At 70.5% G+C, this 16,769-nt stretch carries 14 protein-coding genes; 6 read left to right on the top strand and 8 right to left on the bottom strand.

The window, feature by feature from the left end; genetic code table 11:
• Positions 1 to 111 precede the first annotated feature (111 nt).
• The 4 genes from ACSYGN_RS17180 to ACSYGN_RS17195 all read right to left on the bottom strand — a co-directional run bounded on the left by ACSYGN_RS17180 (position 112) and on the right by ACSYGN_RS17195 (position 4,304).
• Positions 112 to 1,416: an ArgE/DapE family deacylase gene (locus tag ACSYGN_RS17180; RefSeq protein ID WP_460396526.1), complete on the bottom strand. Its 1,305-nt coding sequence runs from the start codon at positions 1,414 to 1,416 to the stop codon at positions 112 to 114.
• A 108-nt stretch (positions 1,417 to 1,524) separates the two neighbouring features.
• Positions 1,525 to 2,982 (bottom strand): sensor histidine kinase, encoded by a 1,458-nt coding sequence (locus ACSYGN_RS17185; RefSeq protein WP_460403528.1) that lies wholly within the window; start codon positions 2,980 to 2,982, stop codon positions 1,525 to 1,527.
• Positions 2,983 to 3,258: 276 nt separating this feature from the next.
• Positions 3,259 to 3,999, bottom strand: a complete 741-nt coding sequence (locus tag ACSYGN_RS17190) for a response regulator transcription factor (protein WP_460396528.1) — start codon at positions 3,997 to 3,999, stop codon at positions 3,259 to 3,261.
• 128 nt (positions 4,000 to 4,127) lie between these two features.
• The gene (locus tag ACSYGN_RS17195) at positions 4,128 to 4,304 is read right to left on the bottom strand and encodes a hypothetical protein (RefSeq protein ID WP_460396530.1); all 177 of its coding nucleotides are present in this window, start codon (positions 4,302 to 4,304) and stop codon (positions 4,128 to 4,130) included.
• Here ACSYGN_RS17195 and ACSYGN_RS17200 point away from each other — a divergent pair.
• Together ACSYGN_RS17200 and ACSYGN_RS17205 are read left to right on the top strand one after the other, a co-directional pair.
• Complete coding sequence (locus ACSYGN_RS17200; protein WP_460396532.1) at positions 4,303 to 4,641, top strand: YnfA family protein; 339 nt, start codon at positions 4,303 to 4,305, stop codon at positions 4,639 to 4,641. The genes ACSYGN_RS17195 and ACSYGN_RS17200 overlap by 2 nt on opposite strands.
• 94 nt (positions 4,642 to 4,735) lie before the next feature.
• Positions 4,736 to 5,515, top strand: coding sequence for an SDR family NAD(P)-dependent oxidoreductase (locus ACSYGN_RS17205; RefSeq protein ID WP_460396534.1), 780 nt, complete (start codon positions 4,736 to 4,738; stop codon positions 5,513 to 5,515).
• 56 nt (positions 5,516 to 5,571) lie between these two features.
• Here the strand turns inward: ACSYGN_RS17205 and ACSYGN_RS17210 are convergent, their stop codons facing one another.
• Complete coding sequence (locus ACSYGN_RS17210; protein ID WP_460396536.1) at positions 5,572 to 6,765, bottom strand: RtcB family protein; 1,194 nt, start codon at positions 6,763 to 6,765, stop codon at positions 5,572 to 5,574.
• Between the two features lie 240 nt (positions 6,766 to 7,005).
• On the opposite strand from ACSYGN_RS17210, the gene ACSYGN_RS17215 reads away from it, so the two are divergent.
• The 3 genes from ACSYGN_RS17215 (at position 7,006) to ACSYGN_RS17225 (ending at position 10,520) form a co-directional block, all read left to right on the top strand.
• On the top strand, positions 7,006 to 7,833 hold the full coding sequence (locus ACSYGN_RS17215) for a DUF3558 domain-containing protein (protein WP_460396538.1): 828 nt from the start codon (positions 7,006 to 7,008) through the stop codon (positions 7,831 to 7,833).
• Between the two features lie 118 nt (positions 7,834 to 7,951).
• A complete protein-coding gene (locus ACSYGN_RS17220; RefSeq protein ID WP_460396540.1) occupies positions 7,952 to 8,974 on the top strand; it encodes a DUF3558 domain-containing protein in 1,023 nt (340 codons plus the stop codon).
• 118 nt (positions 8,975 to 9,092) lie between these two features.
• A complete protein-coding gene (locus ACSYGN_RS17225; protein WP_460403529.1) occupies positions 9,093 to 10,520 on the top strand; it encodes a DUF2637 domain-containing protein in 1,428 nt (475 codons plus the stop codon).
• A 241-nt stretch (positions 10,521 to 10,761) separates the two neighbouring features.
• On the opposite strand, the gene lysS is transcribed toward ACSYGN_RS17225, so the two are convergent.
• Positions 10,762 to 12,513 (bottom strand): lysine--tRNA ligase, encoded by a 1,752-nt coding sequence (lysS, locus tag ACSYGN_RS17230; RefSeq protein WP_460396542.1) that lies wholly within the window; start codon positions 12,511 to 12,513, stop codon positions 10,762 to 10,764.
• Between the two features lie 145 nt (positions 12,514 to 12,658).
• On the opposite strand from lysS, the gene argS reads away from it, so the two are divergent.
• The gene (gene argS, locus ACSYGN_RS17235) at positions 12,659 to 14,431 is read left to right on the top strand and encodes an arginine--tRNA ligase (protein WP_460396544.1); all 1,773 of its coding nucleotides are present in this window, start codon (positions 12,659 to 12,661) and stop codon (positions 14,429 to 14,431) included.
• A 91-nt stretch (positions 14,432 to 14,522) separates the two neighbouring features.
• Here argS and ACSYGN_RS17240 read toward each other — a convergent pair whose 3' ends face one another.
• On the bottom strand, positions 14,523 to 15,425 hold the full coding sequence (locus tag ACSYGN_RS17240; protein WP_460396546.1) for an SAM-dependent methyltransferase: 903 nt from the start codon (positions 15,423 to 15,425) through the stop codon (positions 14,523 to 14,525).
• A 240-nt stretch (positions 15,426 to 15,665) separates the two neighbouring features.
• Entirely contained in the window at positions 15,666 to 16,658 is a 993-nt protein-coding gene (hemB, locus tag ACSYGN_RS17245) for a porphobilinogen synthase (RefSeq protein ID WP_460396548.1), read from the bottom strand.
• Positions 16,659 to 16,769: the final 111 nt, after the last annotated feature.

A 16,769-nucleotide genomic window follows, 5' to 3' on the forward strand; every position in this document is an offset into this window, starting at 1 on the left:
GGCTGAATTTCAGCCCGTCCGGCGTTTGAGGACGAGGCCCGAAGGGCCGACAAAGCGGGGTCTGGGGGCGCAGCAGCCAGGGACGGGAACGGGAAGGGGCGGCGGGGGCGCTCAGTCCGCCACGCCCACCGTCCGCAGCACCGTCAGCACCAGCGCCCGCGCCACCTCCGTCACCTCACGCACCGACACCCGCTCCCGCGCGCTGTGCGCAACCCGGACGTCACCCGGCCCGTACTGCAGCGTCGGCACGCCCGCCCCGGAGTACAGCCGCAGATCACTGCCGTACGGCGCCCCGCGCTCCCGCGGCCCGGTGCCGCCCCCGGCCGCGTCGGCCGCCGCGCCCCGCACCACCTCCCGTAGTGGATGCCCGGCCGCCAGCCGTCCGCTCGCGAACTGCCCGCCCGGCCAGCTCACCACCGCCGGATGCTCCCGCAGCCAGGGATCGGCGGCGCAGGTCTCGGCGATCCGCTGCTCCAGCGCGGCCCGTGCGTCCACCGGGTCCTCGTCGAGCCGTACGCCCAGCCGGCCCTCGGCGACGAGGAGGTCGGGCACGCTGCTGGCCCAGTCGCCGGAGCGCACGGTGCCGACGGACAGCGCGTACGGGATGGGGTACTCGGCCATCAGCGGTGACACGTCACGGTTGCGCTCGGTCTCCAGCGCGGCCAGCGCCCGGTGCAGCGGCAGATAGGCGTCGATCGCGCTGACCCCGGCGTCCCGTGAGCTGGCGTGCGCCGCCAGGCCCGGCACCGTGAGCCGGAAGGTGAGGGCACCCGCGTTGGCGGTGATGAGCGTGCCGCCGGTCGGTTCGGTGATGACACAGGCGTCACCGCCGTAGCCGCGCCGCAGGGTGCCGAAGGCGCCGAGCCCGCCGTCCTCCTCGCCGACGACGAAGTGCGCCGCGACCCGCCCGCGCAGCCGCAGGCCCGCCGCCCGGATCGCCTCCAGCGCGGTGAGGTGCGCGACCAGCCCGGCCTTCATGTCGCAGGCGCCGCGCCCGTGTACGACGTCACCGGTCCCCCGGGGTGTGAAGGGATCGCCGGACCAGGCGGCGAGGTCGCCGGGCGGGACGACGTCCACATGGCCCTGGAGGACCAGTTCGGGCCCGTCGCCGCCGGTGTCCGGGGTCCGGCCGACCAGGCCCCACGCCTCCTCGCGCGGCGCCTCCAGGCCGGGGAAGCCGGGGTCGGCGTAGAGCTCGGGCAGATCCATCGACCACAGGTCGGTCTCCATGCCGAGCCGGTCGAGCCGGGCGGCCAGCAGGTGCTGGAGCTCCGACTCCGCCGGGCTGCCGCTGACGCTGGGCACCGCGATCAGCTCCAGCAGCGTGCGGGCCGCGGCCGCCTCGTCGATCGCGTCCAGCGCGGCGGCCTCGGCCGACTCCGTCGATCCAACCGTCGATCCCACGTCTCCCGGCATCCGGGCCTCCCTCCCTGGTGGGCGGAGCCGCCGGTCACCGTCACGCACCCCGCCGCAGACCGCCCCCGACCGCCACAGACCGCCGCAGACCGCAGCGTGTCGTCCGCGTCACGACGACCGTATGCCCGCCGCCGTCTCCTCCTCGGCGCCGCCGACCGTGAAACCGATCACCGTCCCGCCGCCCTCCCGGTGCCGTGCGTACGGCGCCCCGCCGTGCGCGAGGGCCACCTCCCGCACGATCGAGAGGCCGAGGCCGGAGCCGGGCAGCGAACGGGCGTCGGCGGCGCGGTAGAAACGGTCGAAGACCCGGATCAGATCCTCCTCGGCGATCCCGGGCCCCCGGTCGAGCACCTCCACCCGCACGGTCCCCGGCCGCGCCGGACCGCACACGCTGATCTCGATGGGCGCCGCGCCGCCGCGGTCGAACTTGGCTGCGTTCTCCACCAGGTTGGACATCGCGCGCTGGAGCATGGCAGGGCGGCCGTCGGTGGTCGTGTCGCCGCTCGCGCGCAGCACGATCTGCCGGCCGGTACGGCGCCGTGCGAGCCCGGCGACGTCCTCGGCGATGTCGGCCAGGTCGACATGCTGCGGGGGCTCGGCGTCGGACTGCCCGGCCGCGAGGTCGACCAGTTCGTTGACCAGGTCGGTCAGCTCACGGGCCTCCTGGGTGAGGTCGGCGACCAGTTCCTCCCGGGTGGCGGGCGGCAGTTCGTCGATACGGCGCAGCAGGGAGATGTTGGTGCGCAGCGAGGTCAGCGGGGTGCGCAGTTCGTGCCCCGCGTCCTGGACCAGCCGGCGCTGGTCCTCCTCCGACTGGGCGAGCCGGCCGAGCATGCGGTCGAAGGAGCGGCCGAGGCGGCCCACCTCGTCATAGCCGGTGACGGGCACCTCGACGCCCAGCTGCCGGGTGCGGGCGACGTTCTCGGCGGCGGAGGTGAGAATCACGAGGCGGCGGGTGATGCGCTTGGCCAGCCACCAGCCGAACAGCCCGGCGGCGGTCACCACGATCAGCATCATCAGCAGCGTGCGCTGCTGGAGGGCGCGCAGCAGATCCTCGGTGTCGCTGAACTCCTGCGCCACCTGCACCGCGCCCCGCCCGTCGCCGAGCGCCACCGTGGCGATGCGGTACACCCCTTCGTCGACGGCGACGTCCTTGTGCTCGACCATTTTCCCGGCCGTGAAGGCCGCGGCGATCTTCAGGTCACGGGCAGTGACCGGGAGGCCGGGGCTGCCGCTGTCGCGGACGGCGCCGTCCGGGCCCAGCACCTGTACGTCGGTGCGGGAAGGCCGCACGATGTCGTGGCCGGGCGCGGAGGAGGAGAAGTCGTCCGGGACCATCTGGTGCTGGCGCACCTCGTCGCGCAGGTCCTGCACGACCTCGGCGAATACCGACTGCTGGTCCACCCGCACCAGCCGGGCCGCCGCGTTGTACGACAGGATGCCGACGACGACCGTGACGGCGGCGGTGACGGCCGCGAAGGACACGGCGAAGGTGGTGCGCAGGGACAGCAGCTTCAGCCCGCCGCGCAGCCGGCCCCGAAGCCGCCTCCGCAGTCCGCCGGGCAGCGCGCGGGGAAGACCGCCGGGCGGGCCACCGGGCAGACCGCCGGACGGGCCGCCGGGCAGACCGCCGGACGGGCCACCGGACGGGCCACCGGACGAGCCGCCGGACGAGCCACCACGCGGGCCGCCATGCGGGCTACCGTGCGGGTCACCGTGCGGGTCACCGTGCGGGTCACCGTGCGGGTCACCGTGCGGGTCACCGTGCGGGTCACCGGACACTTGCGTCAGCGGGACGTGCGACGACCGCCCGGCGTCGGCCGCTCGCCGGAGGTGGCGCACTCAGTCCTCCCGCAACACGTAACCCACTCCACGGACGGTGTGGATCAGCTGCGGGGCGCCGGGCTCGTCGAGCTTGCGGCGCAGATAGCCGACGTAGACGGCGAGGTTCTTCGAGCCGGGGCCGAAGTCGTAGCCCCAGATACGGTCGTAGATGGTGGAGTGGTCGAGGACGATGCCCGCGTTGCGGACCAGCAGCTCCAGCAGCTCGAACTCGGTGCGGGTCAGCTCCAGCTCGCGCGAGCCGCGCCACACCCGGCGGGCCTGGAGGTCCATGCGCAGCCCGGCCGCCTCCAGCAGCCGGTCGGAGATCTGCGGGTCGCGCGGCCCGTGCCCGTCCCCGGCCGCGGCGCCGCTCGCGGGGACGGTGGCGGGGATGCTGGTGCGGCGCAGCAGGGCGCGCAGCCGGGCGAAGACCTCCTCCACGTCGAACGGCTTCACGACGTAGTCGTCGGCGCCCGCGTCCAGGCCCGCGATGCGGTCGGCGGTCTCGACGAGCGCGGTGAGCATGAGGATCGGGGTGCGGTCGCCCTCGGCGCGCAGCACCCGGCACACCTGGAGCCCGTCGATGCCGGGCATCATCACATCCAGGACGAGCACGTCGGGTGGGGTGCGATGGGCCTGCGCCAGCGCCTCGACGCCATCGGCGACCGCGGTCACCTCGTAGCCTTCGAGCGTCAGGGCCCGCTCCAGGGCATGGCGGATCGCACGGTCGTCTTCGGCGAGCAACACAGTGTTGGGCACTCGTCCAGTTTGCCAAGTTTTCGGAGTCGTACGAGCTGATGAGCTGTGCTCCGCCGGGCCTTCTTACTTGGATCTCACCGCCGAGCTGCAACCAGGCCCGCTCCCCTACCGTCCTCTCACCATCCGGATCACGGTCTGGAACACGGTTGGATCATGGTCTGGAACACGGTCTGGATCACCGCCTCGATCGGGGCCTCGACCACCGGCTCGATCGGGGCCTCGACCACCGGCTCGATCAGGGCCTCGATCACCGTCTCGATCACCGGCGGACGACCCGCCCGGCGGCCGTGCGAAGCTGCTCGCATGTCGGTCCTCCGCTCAGCAGCCCTGTTCGTCGTCGCCGCGGTGTTCGAGATCGGCGGGGCGTGGCTGGTGTGGCAGGGCGTGCGGGAGCACCGTGGCTGGCCGTGGATCGGGGCGGGGATCGTGGCCCTGGGCGCGTACGGCTTCGTGGCGACCTTCCAGCCGGACGCCCACTTCGGGCGGATCCTGGCGGCCTACGGAGGCATCTTCGTCGCCGGGTCGATCGTGTGGGGGATGGTGGCCGACGGCTTCCGGCCGGACCGGTGGGACGTGCTGGGCGCGCTGATCTGCCTGGCCGGGATGGCGGTCATCATGTGGGCGCCGCGGAACGGCGGCTGAACGGCTTCACGGCCTCACCTACGCTGAGCAAAAGCAAGAGCAGTGCCCTCCCCGACCACCCGTGATCGGTCCTCCCCACTCCCCTGGAGCAGCCATGGCCACCCCCGCACGTCCGCCCGCCGTATCCCGTATAGCCGTCGTCACGGGAGCGAGCAGCGGAATCGGGGCGGCCACGGCACGGCAGCTCGCCGAGGCCGGTTACCGGGTGGTGCTGACGGCGCGCCGCAAGGACCGTATCGAGGCGGTCGCGGCGGAGATCAACGCGGCGGGGCACGCGGCGACGGCGTACCAGCTGGACGTGACGGACCGGGCGGCGGTGGACGAGTTCGCCACGGCGTTCCGCACGATCGGGGTGCTGGTGAACAACGCGGGCGGCGCGCTGGGCGCGGACCCGGTGGCGACGGGCGACCCGGCCGCCTGGCGCACGATGTACGAGACGAACGTCATCGGCACCCTGAATCTGACGCAGGCGCTGCTGCCGAAGCTGGAGGCGAGCGGGGACGGCACGGTGGTGATCGTGTCGTCGACGGCGGGCCACGCGACCTACGAGGGCGGCGCGGGCTATGTCGCCGCGAAGCACGGCGCGCACGTCCTCGCCGAGACGCTGCGTCTGGAGATCGTGGGCAGGCCGGTGCGGGTGATCGAGATCGCACCGGGCATGGTCAAGACGGACGAGTTCGCCCTGACCCGCTTCGGCGGCGACGAGGAGAAGGCGGCGAAGGTCTACGCCGGCGTCGCCGAACCCCTCACCGCCGACGACGTGGCCGACACCATCACCTGGGCGATCACCCGCCCGTCCCACGTCAACGTGGACCTCCTGGTCCTCCGCCCCCGCGCCCAGGCCTCCAACACCAAGGTCCACCGGGAGCTCTGACCACCGACCCGCACAGCCCGGCGTATGAAGACTGACGCGCGGCGACCTGGCCGCCGTCAGCCCTTCACACACACCACCTGCTTGAGCTTCGCGACGACCTCGACGAGGTCCCGCTGCTGGTCGATGACCTGCTCGATCGGCTTGTACGCGGCCGGGATCTCGTCCACCACGCCGGAGTCCTTGCGGCATTCCACGCCCTGGGTCTGCTCCGCCAGGTCCTGCGCCGTGAAGCGCCGCTTCGCCGCGTTGCGGCTCATGCGCCGACCCGCGCCGTGCGACGCGGAGTTGAAGGACAGGGCGTTCCCGAGACCCCGCACGATGTACGAGCCCGTCCCCATGGAGCCGGGGATGATGCCGTATTCGCCGGAGCCCGCGCGGATCGCGCCCTTACGGGTGACCAGCAGGTCCATACCCTGGTACCGCTCCTCGGCCACATAGTTGTGGTGGCAGGAGATCTCCGGCTCGAAGACCGGCTTCGCCTTCTTGAACTCTTTGCGGATCACGTCCTTCACCAGCGCCATCATGATGGTGCGGTTGTACTTGGCGTACTCCTGCGCCCAGAACAGGTCGTTACGGTACGCCGCCATCTGCGGGGTGTCCGCGATGAACACCGCGAGATCGCGGTCGACCAGGCCCTGGTTGTGCGGCAGTTGCTGCGCCACCCCGATGTGGTGGTCGGCGAGTTCCTTGCCGATGTTGCGGGAACCGGAGTGGAGCATCAGCCAGACGGAACCGGTCGTGTCCGTGCAGACTTCGATGAAGTGGTTGCCGGATCCGAGCGAACCCATCTGCTTCGTGGCGCGTTCGGTACGGAACTTGACCGCTTCCGCCACATCATCGAACCGCTTCCAGAAGTCGTCCCACCCCGCGGTGGCGAAGCCGTGCATATGGGACGGGTCCACCGGGTCGTCGTGCATCCCGCGCCCCACCGGAATCGCCTGCTCGATCTTCGAGCGCACGCGGGAGAGGTCGCCCGGGAGGTCATTGGCCGTCAGGGACGTCTTCACCGCCGACATTCCACAGCCGATGTCCACACCCACCGCCGCCGGGCAGACCGCACCCTGCATGGCGATGACCGAGCCGACCGTGGCGCCCTTGCCGTAGTGCACATCGGGCATGACGGCGAGGCCCTTGATCCAGGGCAGGGTCGCGACATTGCGCAGTTGCTGCATCGCGCCGTCCTCCACCAAGGCGGGGTCGGCCCACATCCGGATCGGTATCTGCGCGCCCGGTATCTCCACGTACGACATATCGTCCTCATTCCCCCGATAGGCAAAGAAAAGATTCAAAGCACAAAAACGGCGCCAAGGTCGGTGAAACGGGTCAACCAACCGGCGTCAACGGCTTTGCGTGCGATACACATTGTCTCCAGCGGGCACCCCCACGCGGCAAACGATTAACCTGCGGGGACACAGAAGGACGATCATCGTCACGGCACACCGGCGGCCGCACCGCAGAGGGCTGCCGAGAACGTCGAGAGGAGCCTCACCGTGCAGCGGAAGGCATACGTAACCGGCACCGCCGCGCTCCTCGCAGTGCTGCTGACCGGCTGCACCAGCAGTTCCGGAAGCGGCACGTCGACCGACAACTCCAATCCGGGCGACGCCGGTACGGCCACCGTGGCCGCCCAGCCCGGCAAGTACGACACGCTGCCCGAGCCGTGCGGTGCCGTCAGCCACGACACCCTGGACTCCCTCCTCCCCGGCATCCCCCAGATCGCCGACGAGACCCAGCGCGCGCAGGCGTACGAGGGCGACGCCACGCTGACGTACGACACGGACCGCAAGGCCGGCTGCCGCTGGAAGGTCGCCTCGGCGAACGCCACCGACCATCTCTTCGTCGACCTCGAACGCGTGGTGTCCTACGACAACAGCGTGAGCGACGACAGCCAGGCCGAGAAGATCTTCGCCGGCAAGCAGACCGGCGCCGGTCTGCCCGCGCCCACCACCTCGGGTTCCGCCAGCTCCGGCACCGAACCGATGGGCACCGCGACCGCCTCCGCGTCCACCGCCTCCCCGACCGCCACCGCCTCCGCCTCCACCTCCGCCTCCGGGTCCCCCACCACGACCCCGAGCGACCTCCGCTCCCGCCCGCTGACCGATCTCGGCGACGAGGCGTACCTCGACGACACCCTCTCCAGCTCCGGCTCGACGGCCAAGCAGCGAACGGTGACTGTGGTGTTCCGCACGTCCAATGTGATCGTCACCATCGAGTACGCCGAGCAGCCCGCCACCGTCACGGCCGTGCCGGACAGCCAGGAAATGCAGGACAAGGCCAGGAAACTGGCCGCACAACTGGCCGGATCGCTGAGCAGTTGAGGCTCCCCGCACCGCCCCGGGCGGCGGTGCGCAAAGCCCTTGAACCGGAACCGCACAGCTTTCTCACCGCGTACGGTGGCCACTCGGACCCGATCCGACCGCAGGAACCACGAGCGTCATGAGTGAAGGAAGCATGCACCGAGCAGCCCAGCGAGACGACCGAGACGAGCGACACCACCGACACGTCCAGGGCGAGCGGGACAACCGCGACGTACTGGACGGCCTTTCCGGCAGGGAGGGACAGCCGGGCGCCCGCCGTCCGCGGCGTCTGCACCGCGCCGTGGTCTGCGCGGCCGCCGTCCCGGTGCTGTTCCTCGCCGCCGGATGCTCGGACTCCGGCTCCGACTCGGGCGGCGACGCCAAGGCCACGGCGGACAGCAGCGGCAGCAGCCAGGGCGGCGACGGCGGCAAGAGCGACGGCGCCACGGAGTCGGCCTCGCCGACCGTGCAGGCGGCCGCCTACGCCAAGCTGCCCGAGGCCTGCGCCGTGCTGACGAAGAAGACGCTGGGCGAACTGGTCCCCGAGGGCGTGAAGTCGGCCAAGAAGGCCTCCTCGGACGACCCGGTGACACGGGCCGGCTGCAACTGGAGCAGCCTGGACAACAACGGTGTGAAGGGCTCCCAGTTCCGCTGGCTCAATGTGGCCCTGCTGCGCTTCGACTCCGATGCCAACCGCGGCTCGGGCAACGCCCAGGCCGAGGCGTACTTCGCCAAGCAGGTCTCGGACGCCAAGGCGGTGACGGGCGCCAGGAACGTGAAGACCGAGGCGGTCGCGCAGGCGGGCGACCAGGCGACGCTGGTGCGCTACGACCTGAAGAAGAAGGAAGGCGCCTTCAAGCAGCAGACGGTCGTGGCCCGCGTCCAGAACGTCGTCGTCACCCTCGACTACAACGGCGCCGGTCTCGCGGGCGACAAGACGCCGGACGCCGACGACCTCGCGAAGGCGGCGGAGAAGGCGGTCAAGGAGGTCGTCGCCACGGTGTCCTCGGCCAACGGCGACGGATCGTCGTCGGGGTCGTCGGGGTCGTCCGGCGGCAGCAGCGCGAGCGCGTCCCCCTCGAAGTCGGCGTCCAGGTCCGCGTCCAAGTCGCCTACGGCGTCGGCCTCTTCGTCGGCTTCCAAGACCTCCTCGAAGAGCTGATCATAGGTGTGCTGATGTACCGGCCACGCGCGCGCCGCACACATGTGCCACCCTGTTGCGCGCAACAACACGCTTTGGGAGGGGAGTACGGGTGGCCGCGCCACTGCAGCTGACTCGGATGCACCGCGTTCTCATCGGCGTGGTCGTGACCGGCGCCGTGATCATCGCCGGGATCGGCTTCACCGGTTCCTACGCGGCGGTCCGTACCCTCGCCCTGCGCAAGGGCTTCGGCAGCTTCTCCTATGTCTTCCCGATCGGCATCGACGCGGGCATCTGTGTGCTGCTCGCGCTCGACCTGCTGCTGACGTGGATCCGTATCCCGTTCCCGCTGCTGCGGCAGACGGCCTGGCTGCTGACCGCGGCGACCATCGCCTTCAACGGCGCCGCCGCCTGGCCGGACCCGCTGGGCGTGGGCATGCACGCGGTGATCCCGGTGCTGTTCGTGGTCTCCGTCGAGGCCGCCCGGCACGCCATCGGCCGGATCGCGGACATCACCGCCGACAAGCACATGGAGGGCGTCCGCCTCACCCGCTGGCTGCTCTCGCCCGTGCCGACCTTCCTGCTGTGGCGCCGGATGAAGCTGTGGGAGCTGCGGTCGTACGAGCAGGTCATCAAGCTGGAGCAGGAACGACTCGTCTACCAGGCCCGCCTGCGCTCCCGCTTCGGCCGCGCCTGGCGCCGCAAGGCCCCGGTGGAGTCCCTGATGCCGCTGCGGCTGGCCCGCTACGGCGTCCCGCTCGCGGAGACCGCCGGTGCGGGGCTCGCCGCGGCGGGCATCGAGCCGGTGGTGGTCCCCGCCCAGGCACCGCAGCAGCTTCAACAGCAGGTCCAGCAGCAGCCGCAGCTGCCTGGGGGTCCCGGGGGTCCTGCCGCAGTCCAGCAGCAGGTCAGTCTCCCGCACCAGCGGACCGCGCCGCCCGGCACCGGCCCCCAGCAGGGGCCCCAGGGCTCGCAGGGGTCGCAGGGGGAGGAGCAGAGCCCCTGGTTCAACGGCACGCCGCCGCAGCAGGCCGGCTACCAGGGTGGTTACGACCCCGCGTACGACCCCGCCTACGACCTCCAGTACGTCCCGGAGGAGCAGTACGAGGAGTGGTACGAGGACCAGCAGCAGCCGGAGCAGTTCCAGGAGCAGCAGCTCCGGGACCGCCAGTTCCAGCGGCAGTTCCGCGAGCAGTTCCAGCAGCAGTACGGAGGCCCGTACGAGGGCCCGTACGAGGGCCAGTACGCCGAGGGCGGTGTGCCGGTGGCGACGGAGCCGTCGCCCATGGAGTCGTCCATGGAGGAGACCGGCAGCTTCCCGATCCCGGTGTCCGGCAACCGCACCCGTGAGCTGGGCGAGGGGGGCGGCTCCCCTGAACCGGACGAGGACTCGTACTACGGCGTGTTCAAGCAGTCGATAAACGGCAGCTACCCCACCCCGCGGGAGTTCGGCGAGAACGTGGAGGCGGAGTTCAGCATCCAGCTCGCGCCGGACGAGGCCAAGCGCATGGTGAACCGCTTCACGAACCGCTACAACGCGGAGCTGGAGGAGGACCACATCGCGTAGCGAGTGGTGTGGACGTACATGAGGAGGGGGCCCCACGCCTGGCGTGGGGCCCCCTCCTTGTGCATCGCGCATGTCCGCTCAGCGGCCCCGGCGAAGTCGGCTATACGGTTCGGCAGCGCCCCATAGGGGCGCGGGGCTGTACCGATCTGCGGCTCCGCCGCGCGGGCGCGACCAGCCACGACGGGCCCGCAGACGATCGACGGCCAATCGCGGCGCATCCCGCGGAGCGCGCAGCGTCGGCTCACTCCCCGAGCAGCCCCCGCACCCGCTCCTGCCCGACCGCCAGCAGCAGCGTGGGCAGCCGGGGGCCGGTGTCGCGGCCGACGAGCAGGTGGTAGAGCAGGGCGAAGAAGGTCCGCTGGGCGGTCTTGATCTCCGGCGGCAGCTCCTTGGGCGTGGCGTCGGCGGCGAAGCCGGCCTGGACCTTGGGGACGCCGTAGACGAGATGGGTGAGCCCGTCGAGGGACCAGTTCGCGGCGAGCCCGTCGAGCAGCAGCCGCAGGGACTGCCGGTCGGCCTCGTCGAGGGACTTCAGCAGCTCGGCGTCGGGTTCGTCGCGGACGATGGTGCGCTGGTCGGCCGGGACGTGCGTGTTGATCCAGGCCTCGGCCTTGTCGTACCGCGGGCGGGCCTCGTCGAGGGAGCCGAGCGGGTGGGCGGGGTCGAGGTCGGAGAGGATGCGCAGCGCCTGGTCCTGGTGGCCCGCGGTGATGTCGGCGACGGAGGCCAGCGTGCGGTACGGCAGCGGGCGGGCCGTCCTCGGCAGCTCGGCGCCCGCTGTGCCGACGGCACGGGTGTAGGCGGCGATGTCGCCGGGGAGGGCGGAGCCGTCGTCGACCTTGGCGGCGAGCTTGTCCCACTCGTCGTAGAGCCGCTGGATCTCCTGGTCGAAGGCGATCTTGAAGGACTGGTTGGGGCGGCGGCGGGCGTAGAGCCAGCGCAGCAGCTGGGGTTCCATGATCTTCAGGGCGTCGCCCGGGGTCGGCACACCGCCGCGCGAGGACGACATCTTGGCCATGCCGGAGATGCCGACGAAGGCGTACATGGGCCCGATGGGCCGGGTGCCGCCGAAGATGCCGACGATCTCACCGCCGACCTGGAAGCTGGAGCCGGGCGAGGAGTGGTCGACGCCGCTGGGCTCGAAGATCACGCCCTCGTAGGCCCAGCGCATCGGCCAGTCGACCTTCCAGACCAGCTTGCCGCGGTTGAACTCGCTGAGCCGGACGGTCTCGGTGAAGCCGCACGCGGTGCAGACGTAGGCGAGCTCGGTGGTGTCGTCGTCGTAGGAGGTGACGGTGGTGAGGTCCTTCTCGCAGGTGCCGCAGTACGGCTTGTACGGGAAGTACCCGGCGGAGCCGGAGCTGCCGTCGTCCTCGGACGCGGCGCCGGAGCCCTCCTCGGCCTCCAGCTCGGCCTCGTCGACGGCCTTCTGCTGCTGCTTCTTGGCGGGATGGGCGGGCTTGGCCTTGGTGCGGTACTGGGCGAGGACGGCGTCGATGTCCTGCCGGTGCTTCATGGCGTGCAGGATCTGCTCGCGGTAGACGCCGGAGGTGTACTGCGCGGTCTGGCTGATGCCGTCGAACTCGACGCCCAGCTCGGCGAGCGACTCGATCATCGCGGCCTTGAAGTGCTCGGCCCAGTTCGGGTAGGGCGAGCCCTCGGGGGCCGGGACGGCGGTCAGGGGCTTTCCGATGTGCTCGGCCCAGGACTCGTCGGTGCCGGGGACGCCGAAGGGGACCTTGCGGTAGCGGTCGTAGTCGTCCCACGAGATCAGGTGGCGCACCTCGCGACCGCGGCGGCGGATCTCGTCGGCGACCAGGTGCGGGGTCATGACCTCGCGGAGGTTGCCCAGGTGGATGGGACCTGAGGGGGAGAGTCCGGACGCGACGACGACCGGTTTGCCCGGGGACCGACGCTCCGACTCCTCGATGACCTCGTCCGCGAAACGGGAGACCCAGTCGGTGGTCTCGGTGCTCTGAGCCACGATCGGCACGTCCTTCTTCCTGAGCGGGATGAACAGAGGGGTGACACGGGTGACACCCCATTCTCACAGACGGCCTCCCGGCGGAGAAAACCGCTTTACCCCCCGTGGGATACTGGGCGTGGCTTTCCATTCCTCGAGGAGAACGGCACCTCCCATGGCCTCGGTCACGTCCCTCAGCGATTCCGTCCAGCAGCAGCTCGCGTCCGCCCTCTCGGCCACCCTGCCGGAGGCCGCCGGTGCGGACCCGCTGCTGCGACGAAGCGACCGGGCCGACTATCAGGCCAACGGCATCCTGGCCCTCGCCAAGCGGGCGAAGGCGAACCCGCGGGAGCTGGCGGCGCAGGTCGTGTCGCAGGTGACCACCGGTGATGTGATCGCGGACGTCGAGGTGTCCGGTCCCGGCTTCCTGAACCTCACGATCGCCGACAAGGCGATCACCGGGAACCTGGCGGCGCGGTACGCGGACGACACGGGCCGCCTCGGCGTGCCGTACAACGCGAACGCGGGCACGACGGTCATCGACTACGCCCAGCCGAACGTGGCGAAGGAGATGCACGTCGGGCATCTGCGGTCGGCGGTGATCGGCGACGCGGTGGTGCAGCTGCTGGAGTTCACGGGCGAGACGGTCGTACGGCGCCACCACATCGGCGACTGGGGCACCCAGTTCGGCATGCTCATCCAGTACCTGGACGAGCACCCGCACGAGCTGGACCACCGGACCGGTGCGGCGAGCGGCGAGGAGGCGATGTCCAACCTGAACCACCTGTACAAGGCGGCGCGGTCCCTCTTCGACTTCGACGAGGACTTCAAGACGCGGGCGCGGCGCAGGGTGGTCGACCTCCAGGCCGGTGAGCCGCACACCCTCGCCACCTGGCAGAAGTTCGTCGACGAGTCGAAGATCTACTTCTACTCGGTCTTCGAGAAGCTGGACATGGAGATCCGGGACCCCGACATCGTCGGCGAGTCCGGGTACAACGACATGCTGGCGGAGACCTGCCGGATGCTGGAGGAGTCGGGCATCGCGGTGCGCTCGGAGGGCGCGCTGTGCGTGTTCTTCGACGACATCAAGGGCGCCGACGGCAACCCGGTCCCGCTGATCGTCCAGAAGTCCGACGGCGGCTTCGGCTACGCGGCGACCGACCTGTCGGCGATCCGCGACCGGGTGTTCAACCTGAAGGCGTCGACGCTGCTGTACGTCGTCGACGTGCGCCAGTCGCTGCACTTCAAGATGGTCTACGAGACGGCACGCAGGGCGGGCTGGCTGAACGGCGACGCGACGGCGCTGCATCTGGCGTTCGGCACGGTGCTCGGCAAGGACGGCCGGCCGTTCAAGACGCGTGAGGGCGAGACGGTACGGCTGGAGGACCTCCTCGACGAGGCGGTCGAGCGGGCCACGGCCGTGGTGCGGGAGAAGGCCGAGAAGGTGGGCCTGAGCGAGCAGGAGATCACCGAGAACGGCCGGTGGGTCGGCATCGGCGCCGTGAAGTACGCGGACCTGTCGACATCGGCGGTGCGGGACTACAAGTTCGACCTGGACCAGATGGTGTCGCTGAACGGCGACACGTCGGTGTACCTCCAGTACGCGTACGCCCGTATCCAGTCGATCCTCCGCAAGGCGGGCGAGGCTCGCCCGGTCCCCCACCCGGAGCTCCCCCTCGCCCCCGCCGAACGCGCCCTGGGCCTGTACCTGGACCAGTTCGCGGAGACGGTCCGGGAGGTCGCGGCGGCGTACGAACCCCACAAGATGGCGGCGTACCTCTACCACCTGGCCACGCTGCTGACGACGTTCTACGACCAGTGCCAGGTCCTCTCGGCGGACAACGCCCCGGAGGTCGTGGAGAACCGTCTGTTCCTGGTGGACATCACGGCGCGGACGCTGCACAAGGGCATGGCGCTGCTGGGCATCAGGACGCCGGAACGGCTCTGAGTCTCTGAGCCCTCGGAGACATAGGGGAGGGGCTGTGCGCGGGTTCCCGCGCACAGCCCCTCCCCTATGTCTGCTGTCACTCTCTCTGCTGTCAGGCCTTACGACCACTCGCCCCGTAGACATTGATGTCGTCGTCGGTGACGTCGTTGATGTCGCGGTAGCGGATCTTCTCGATGTCGTCGAGGGCGTCGAAGTCGGCGGGGTCGATGGCGGGCGGGAGGGGCGCCGGGTCCGGGTGCCACTGGTGGACGGGCACGACACCGGGTTCGTCGAGGGTGAGCCCGGGGGTGTCCGTGAAGAACCGCTCGACCTCGTCCTTGGACCGGAACACGAAGGTGAACCCGCGCTCGGTGTAGGTCCGTTGGACGGCGCGGGTCGGCACGGGGTGAATCTCGTCGGTGAGATGACTGAGCACGAGACGGGACCCCGACGGCAGGGCGTCCATGAGCCCCCGGACCACCGAGTAGGCCTCGTCGTCCTCCACGAAGTGCAGGATGGCGGCGAGGACGAGGGCGACGGGCTGCCCGAAGTCGATGGTCTCGGCGGCCTGTTCGAGGATGGACTTGGGGTGGCGGAAGTCCGCGTCGATGTAGTTGGTACGTCCCTCGGGCCCGCTGGTGAGCAGAGCACGGGCGTGCGCGAGAACAACCGGGTCGTTGTCGACGTAGACGACCCTCGCGTCGGGAATGACCCGCTGGGCGATCTGGTGGACGTTGTCGCCCGTGGGCAGCCCGGTGCCGATGTCGAGGAACTGCCGTATGCCGTCGTGCTGGGCGAGCCGGGTGACGGCGCGGCGCATGAAGTCGCGGTTGTGGCGAACGTCGAGATACCCGCGGGGGTTGGCGGAGAGGGCGGCGGCCGCGGCGGCGCGGTCCATGGGGTAGTTGTCCTTGCCGCCGAGGAAGACGTCGTACACCCGGGCGGGGTGCGCCTTGCTGGTGTCGATCCTCCTTCTCAGCTCCGCGGGGTCCTGGCTGAGAGCATCGCCGGGCATGGGGCAACTCCCTGGGGGGGTGTGTGTTTCGCTTTGGGTTGGTCAACAACCTAACTTCTGGCGGGACTTGCAGGTTCCCAGGACCGGGGCCCAGTCCAGGCACCTCGCACCCGTACACGGCAAGGTGCCCCGATGGGACTGCTGCCAGGGGAACCTTGCAACCGCCTCAGCGCAACCCCGTAAGGAGCGCGGGGAACTGCGCGACCAGCCCCCACGCACCCGCACCCAAGAACTCGCCCCTCAGCGAAGCATCCGCGCGGCCTCGACGGCCCAATAGGTGAGGATGTTCTGCGCCCCGGCCCGCCGGATCCCGGTGAGCGTCTCCAGGACGGCCCGCTCCCGGTCGATCCACCCCTTCTCCGCGGCGGCCTCGACCATCGAGTACTCCCCGGAGATCTGGTAGGCCACGACAGGCACGTCGACGGAGTCGGCGACCCGCGCAAGGATGTCGAGGTAGGGCCCGGCCGGCTTGACCATGACCATGTCGGCGCCCTCTTCGAGGTCGAGGGCCAACTCCCGCAGGGACTCGCGCGCGTTGGCAGGGTCCTGCTGGTAGGTCTTGCGATCACCCTTCAGCGAGGACCCCACGGCCTCCCGGAAGGGCCCGTAGAAAGCGGAGGCGTACTTCGCGGTGTAGGCGAGGATGGCGACATCCTCACGCCCGATCTGATCGAGGGCGTCACGGACGACGCCGATCTGCCCGTCCATCATCCCGCTGGGCCCGAGCACATGCGCCCCGGCGTCGGCCTGCACCTGGGCCATCTCGGCGTACCGCTCAAGGGTGGCGTCGTTGTCGACGCGCCCCTCGGCGTCGAGCACCCCGCAATGCCCGTGATCGGTGGTCTCGTCGAGACAGAGATCGGACATCACAAGAAGCTCGTCCCCGACCTCGGCCCGCACATCACGGATGGCGACCTGAAGAATTCCGTCGGGATCGGTACCGGGAGTCCCGAAGGCGTCCTTCTTCCCCTCCTCCGGCACCCCGAAGAGCATGATCCCGGAGATCCCGGCCTCGACGGCTTCGACGGCGGCCTTCTTGAGACTGTCGCGGGTGTGCTGGACGACACCGGGCATGGCGGCGATGGGCACGGGTTCGGTGACGCCTTCGCGCACAAAGGCAGGCAGGATGAAATCGGCGGGATGCAACCGGGTCTCGGCGACCATGCGCCGCATCACGGGAGTGGTCCGCAGCCGCCGGGGACGCGTACCGGGAAAGGATCCGTACTTCGTCATAGGCCTAAGCTACGCCCGCGGGTGAGGGGGTTTGCCGACGCATTGTCGGGCGAAAACTCGCTCGCGCATCAGGCCGGACGAAGAGGATCATCGAACCTCGGCCGCACAATC

This window comes from Streptomyces sp. YIM S03343 (genome assembly GCF_054729195.1).

Coding starts and splice junctions, on each gene's coding strand:
- ACSYGN_RS17180 (WP_460396526.1), bottom strand. CDS start 1,416: ATGCCGGGAGACGTGGGATCGACGGTTGGATCGACGGAGTCGGCCGAG.
- ACSYGN_RS17200 (WP_460396532.1), top strand. CDS start 4,303: ATGTCGGTCCTCCGCTCAGCAGCCCTGTTCGTCGTCGCCGCGGTGTTC.
- ACSYGN_RS17195 (WP_460396530.1), bottom strand. CDS start 4,304: ATGCGAGCAGCTTCGCACGGCCGCCGGGCGGGTCGTCCGCCGGTGATC.
- ACSYGN_RS17205 (WP_460396534.1), top strand. CDS start 4,736: ATGGCCACCCCCGCACGTCCGCCCGCCGTATCCCGTATAGCCGTCGTC.
- ACSYGN_RS17210 (WP_460396536.1), bottom strand. CDS start 6,765: ATGTCGTACGTGGAGATACCGGGCGCGCAGATACCGATCCGGATGTGG.
- ACSYGN_RS17220 (WP_460396540.1), top strand. CDS start 7,952: ATGAGTGAAGGAAGCATGCACCGAGCAGCCCAGCGAGACGACCGAGAC.
- ACSYGN_RS17225 (WP_460403529.1), top strand. CDS start 9,093: ATGCACCGCGTTCTCATCGGCGTGGTCGTGACCGGCGCCGTGATCATC.
- argS (WP_460396544.1), top strand. CDS start 12,659: ATGGCCTCGGTCACGTCCCTCAGCGATTCCGTCCAGCAGCAGCTCGCG.
- ACSYGN_RS17240 (WP_460396546.1), bottom strand. CDS start 15,425: ATGCCCGGCGATGCTCTCAGCCAGGACCCCGCGGAGCTGAGAAGGAGG.
- hemB (WP_460396548.1), bottom strand. CDS start 16,658: ATGACGAAGTACGGATCCTTTCCCGGTACGCGTCCCCGGCGGCTGCGG.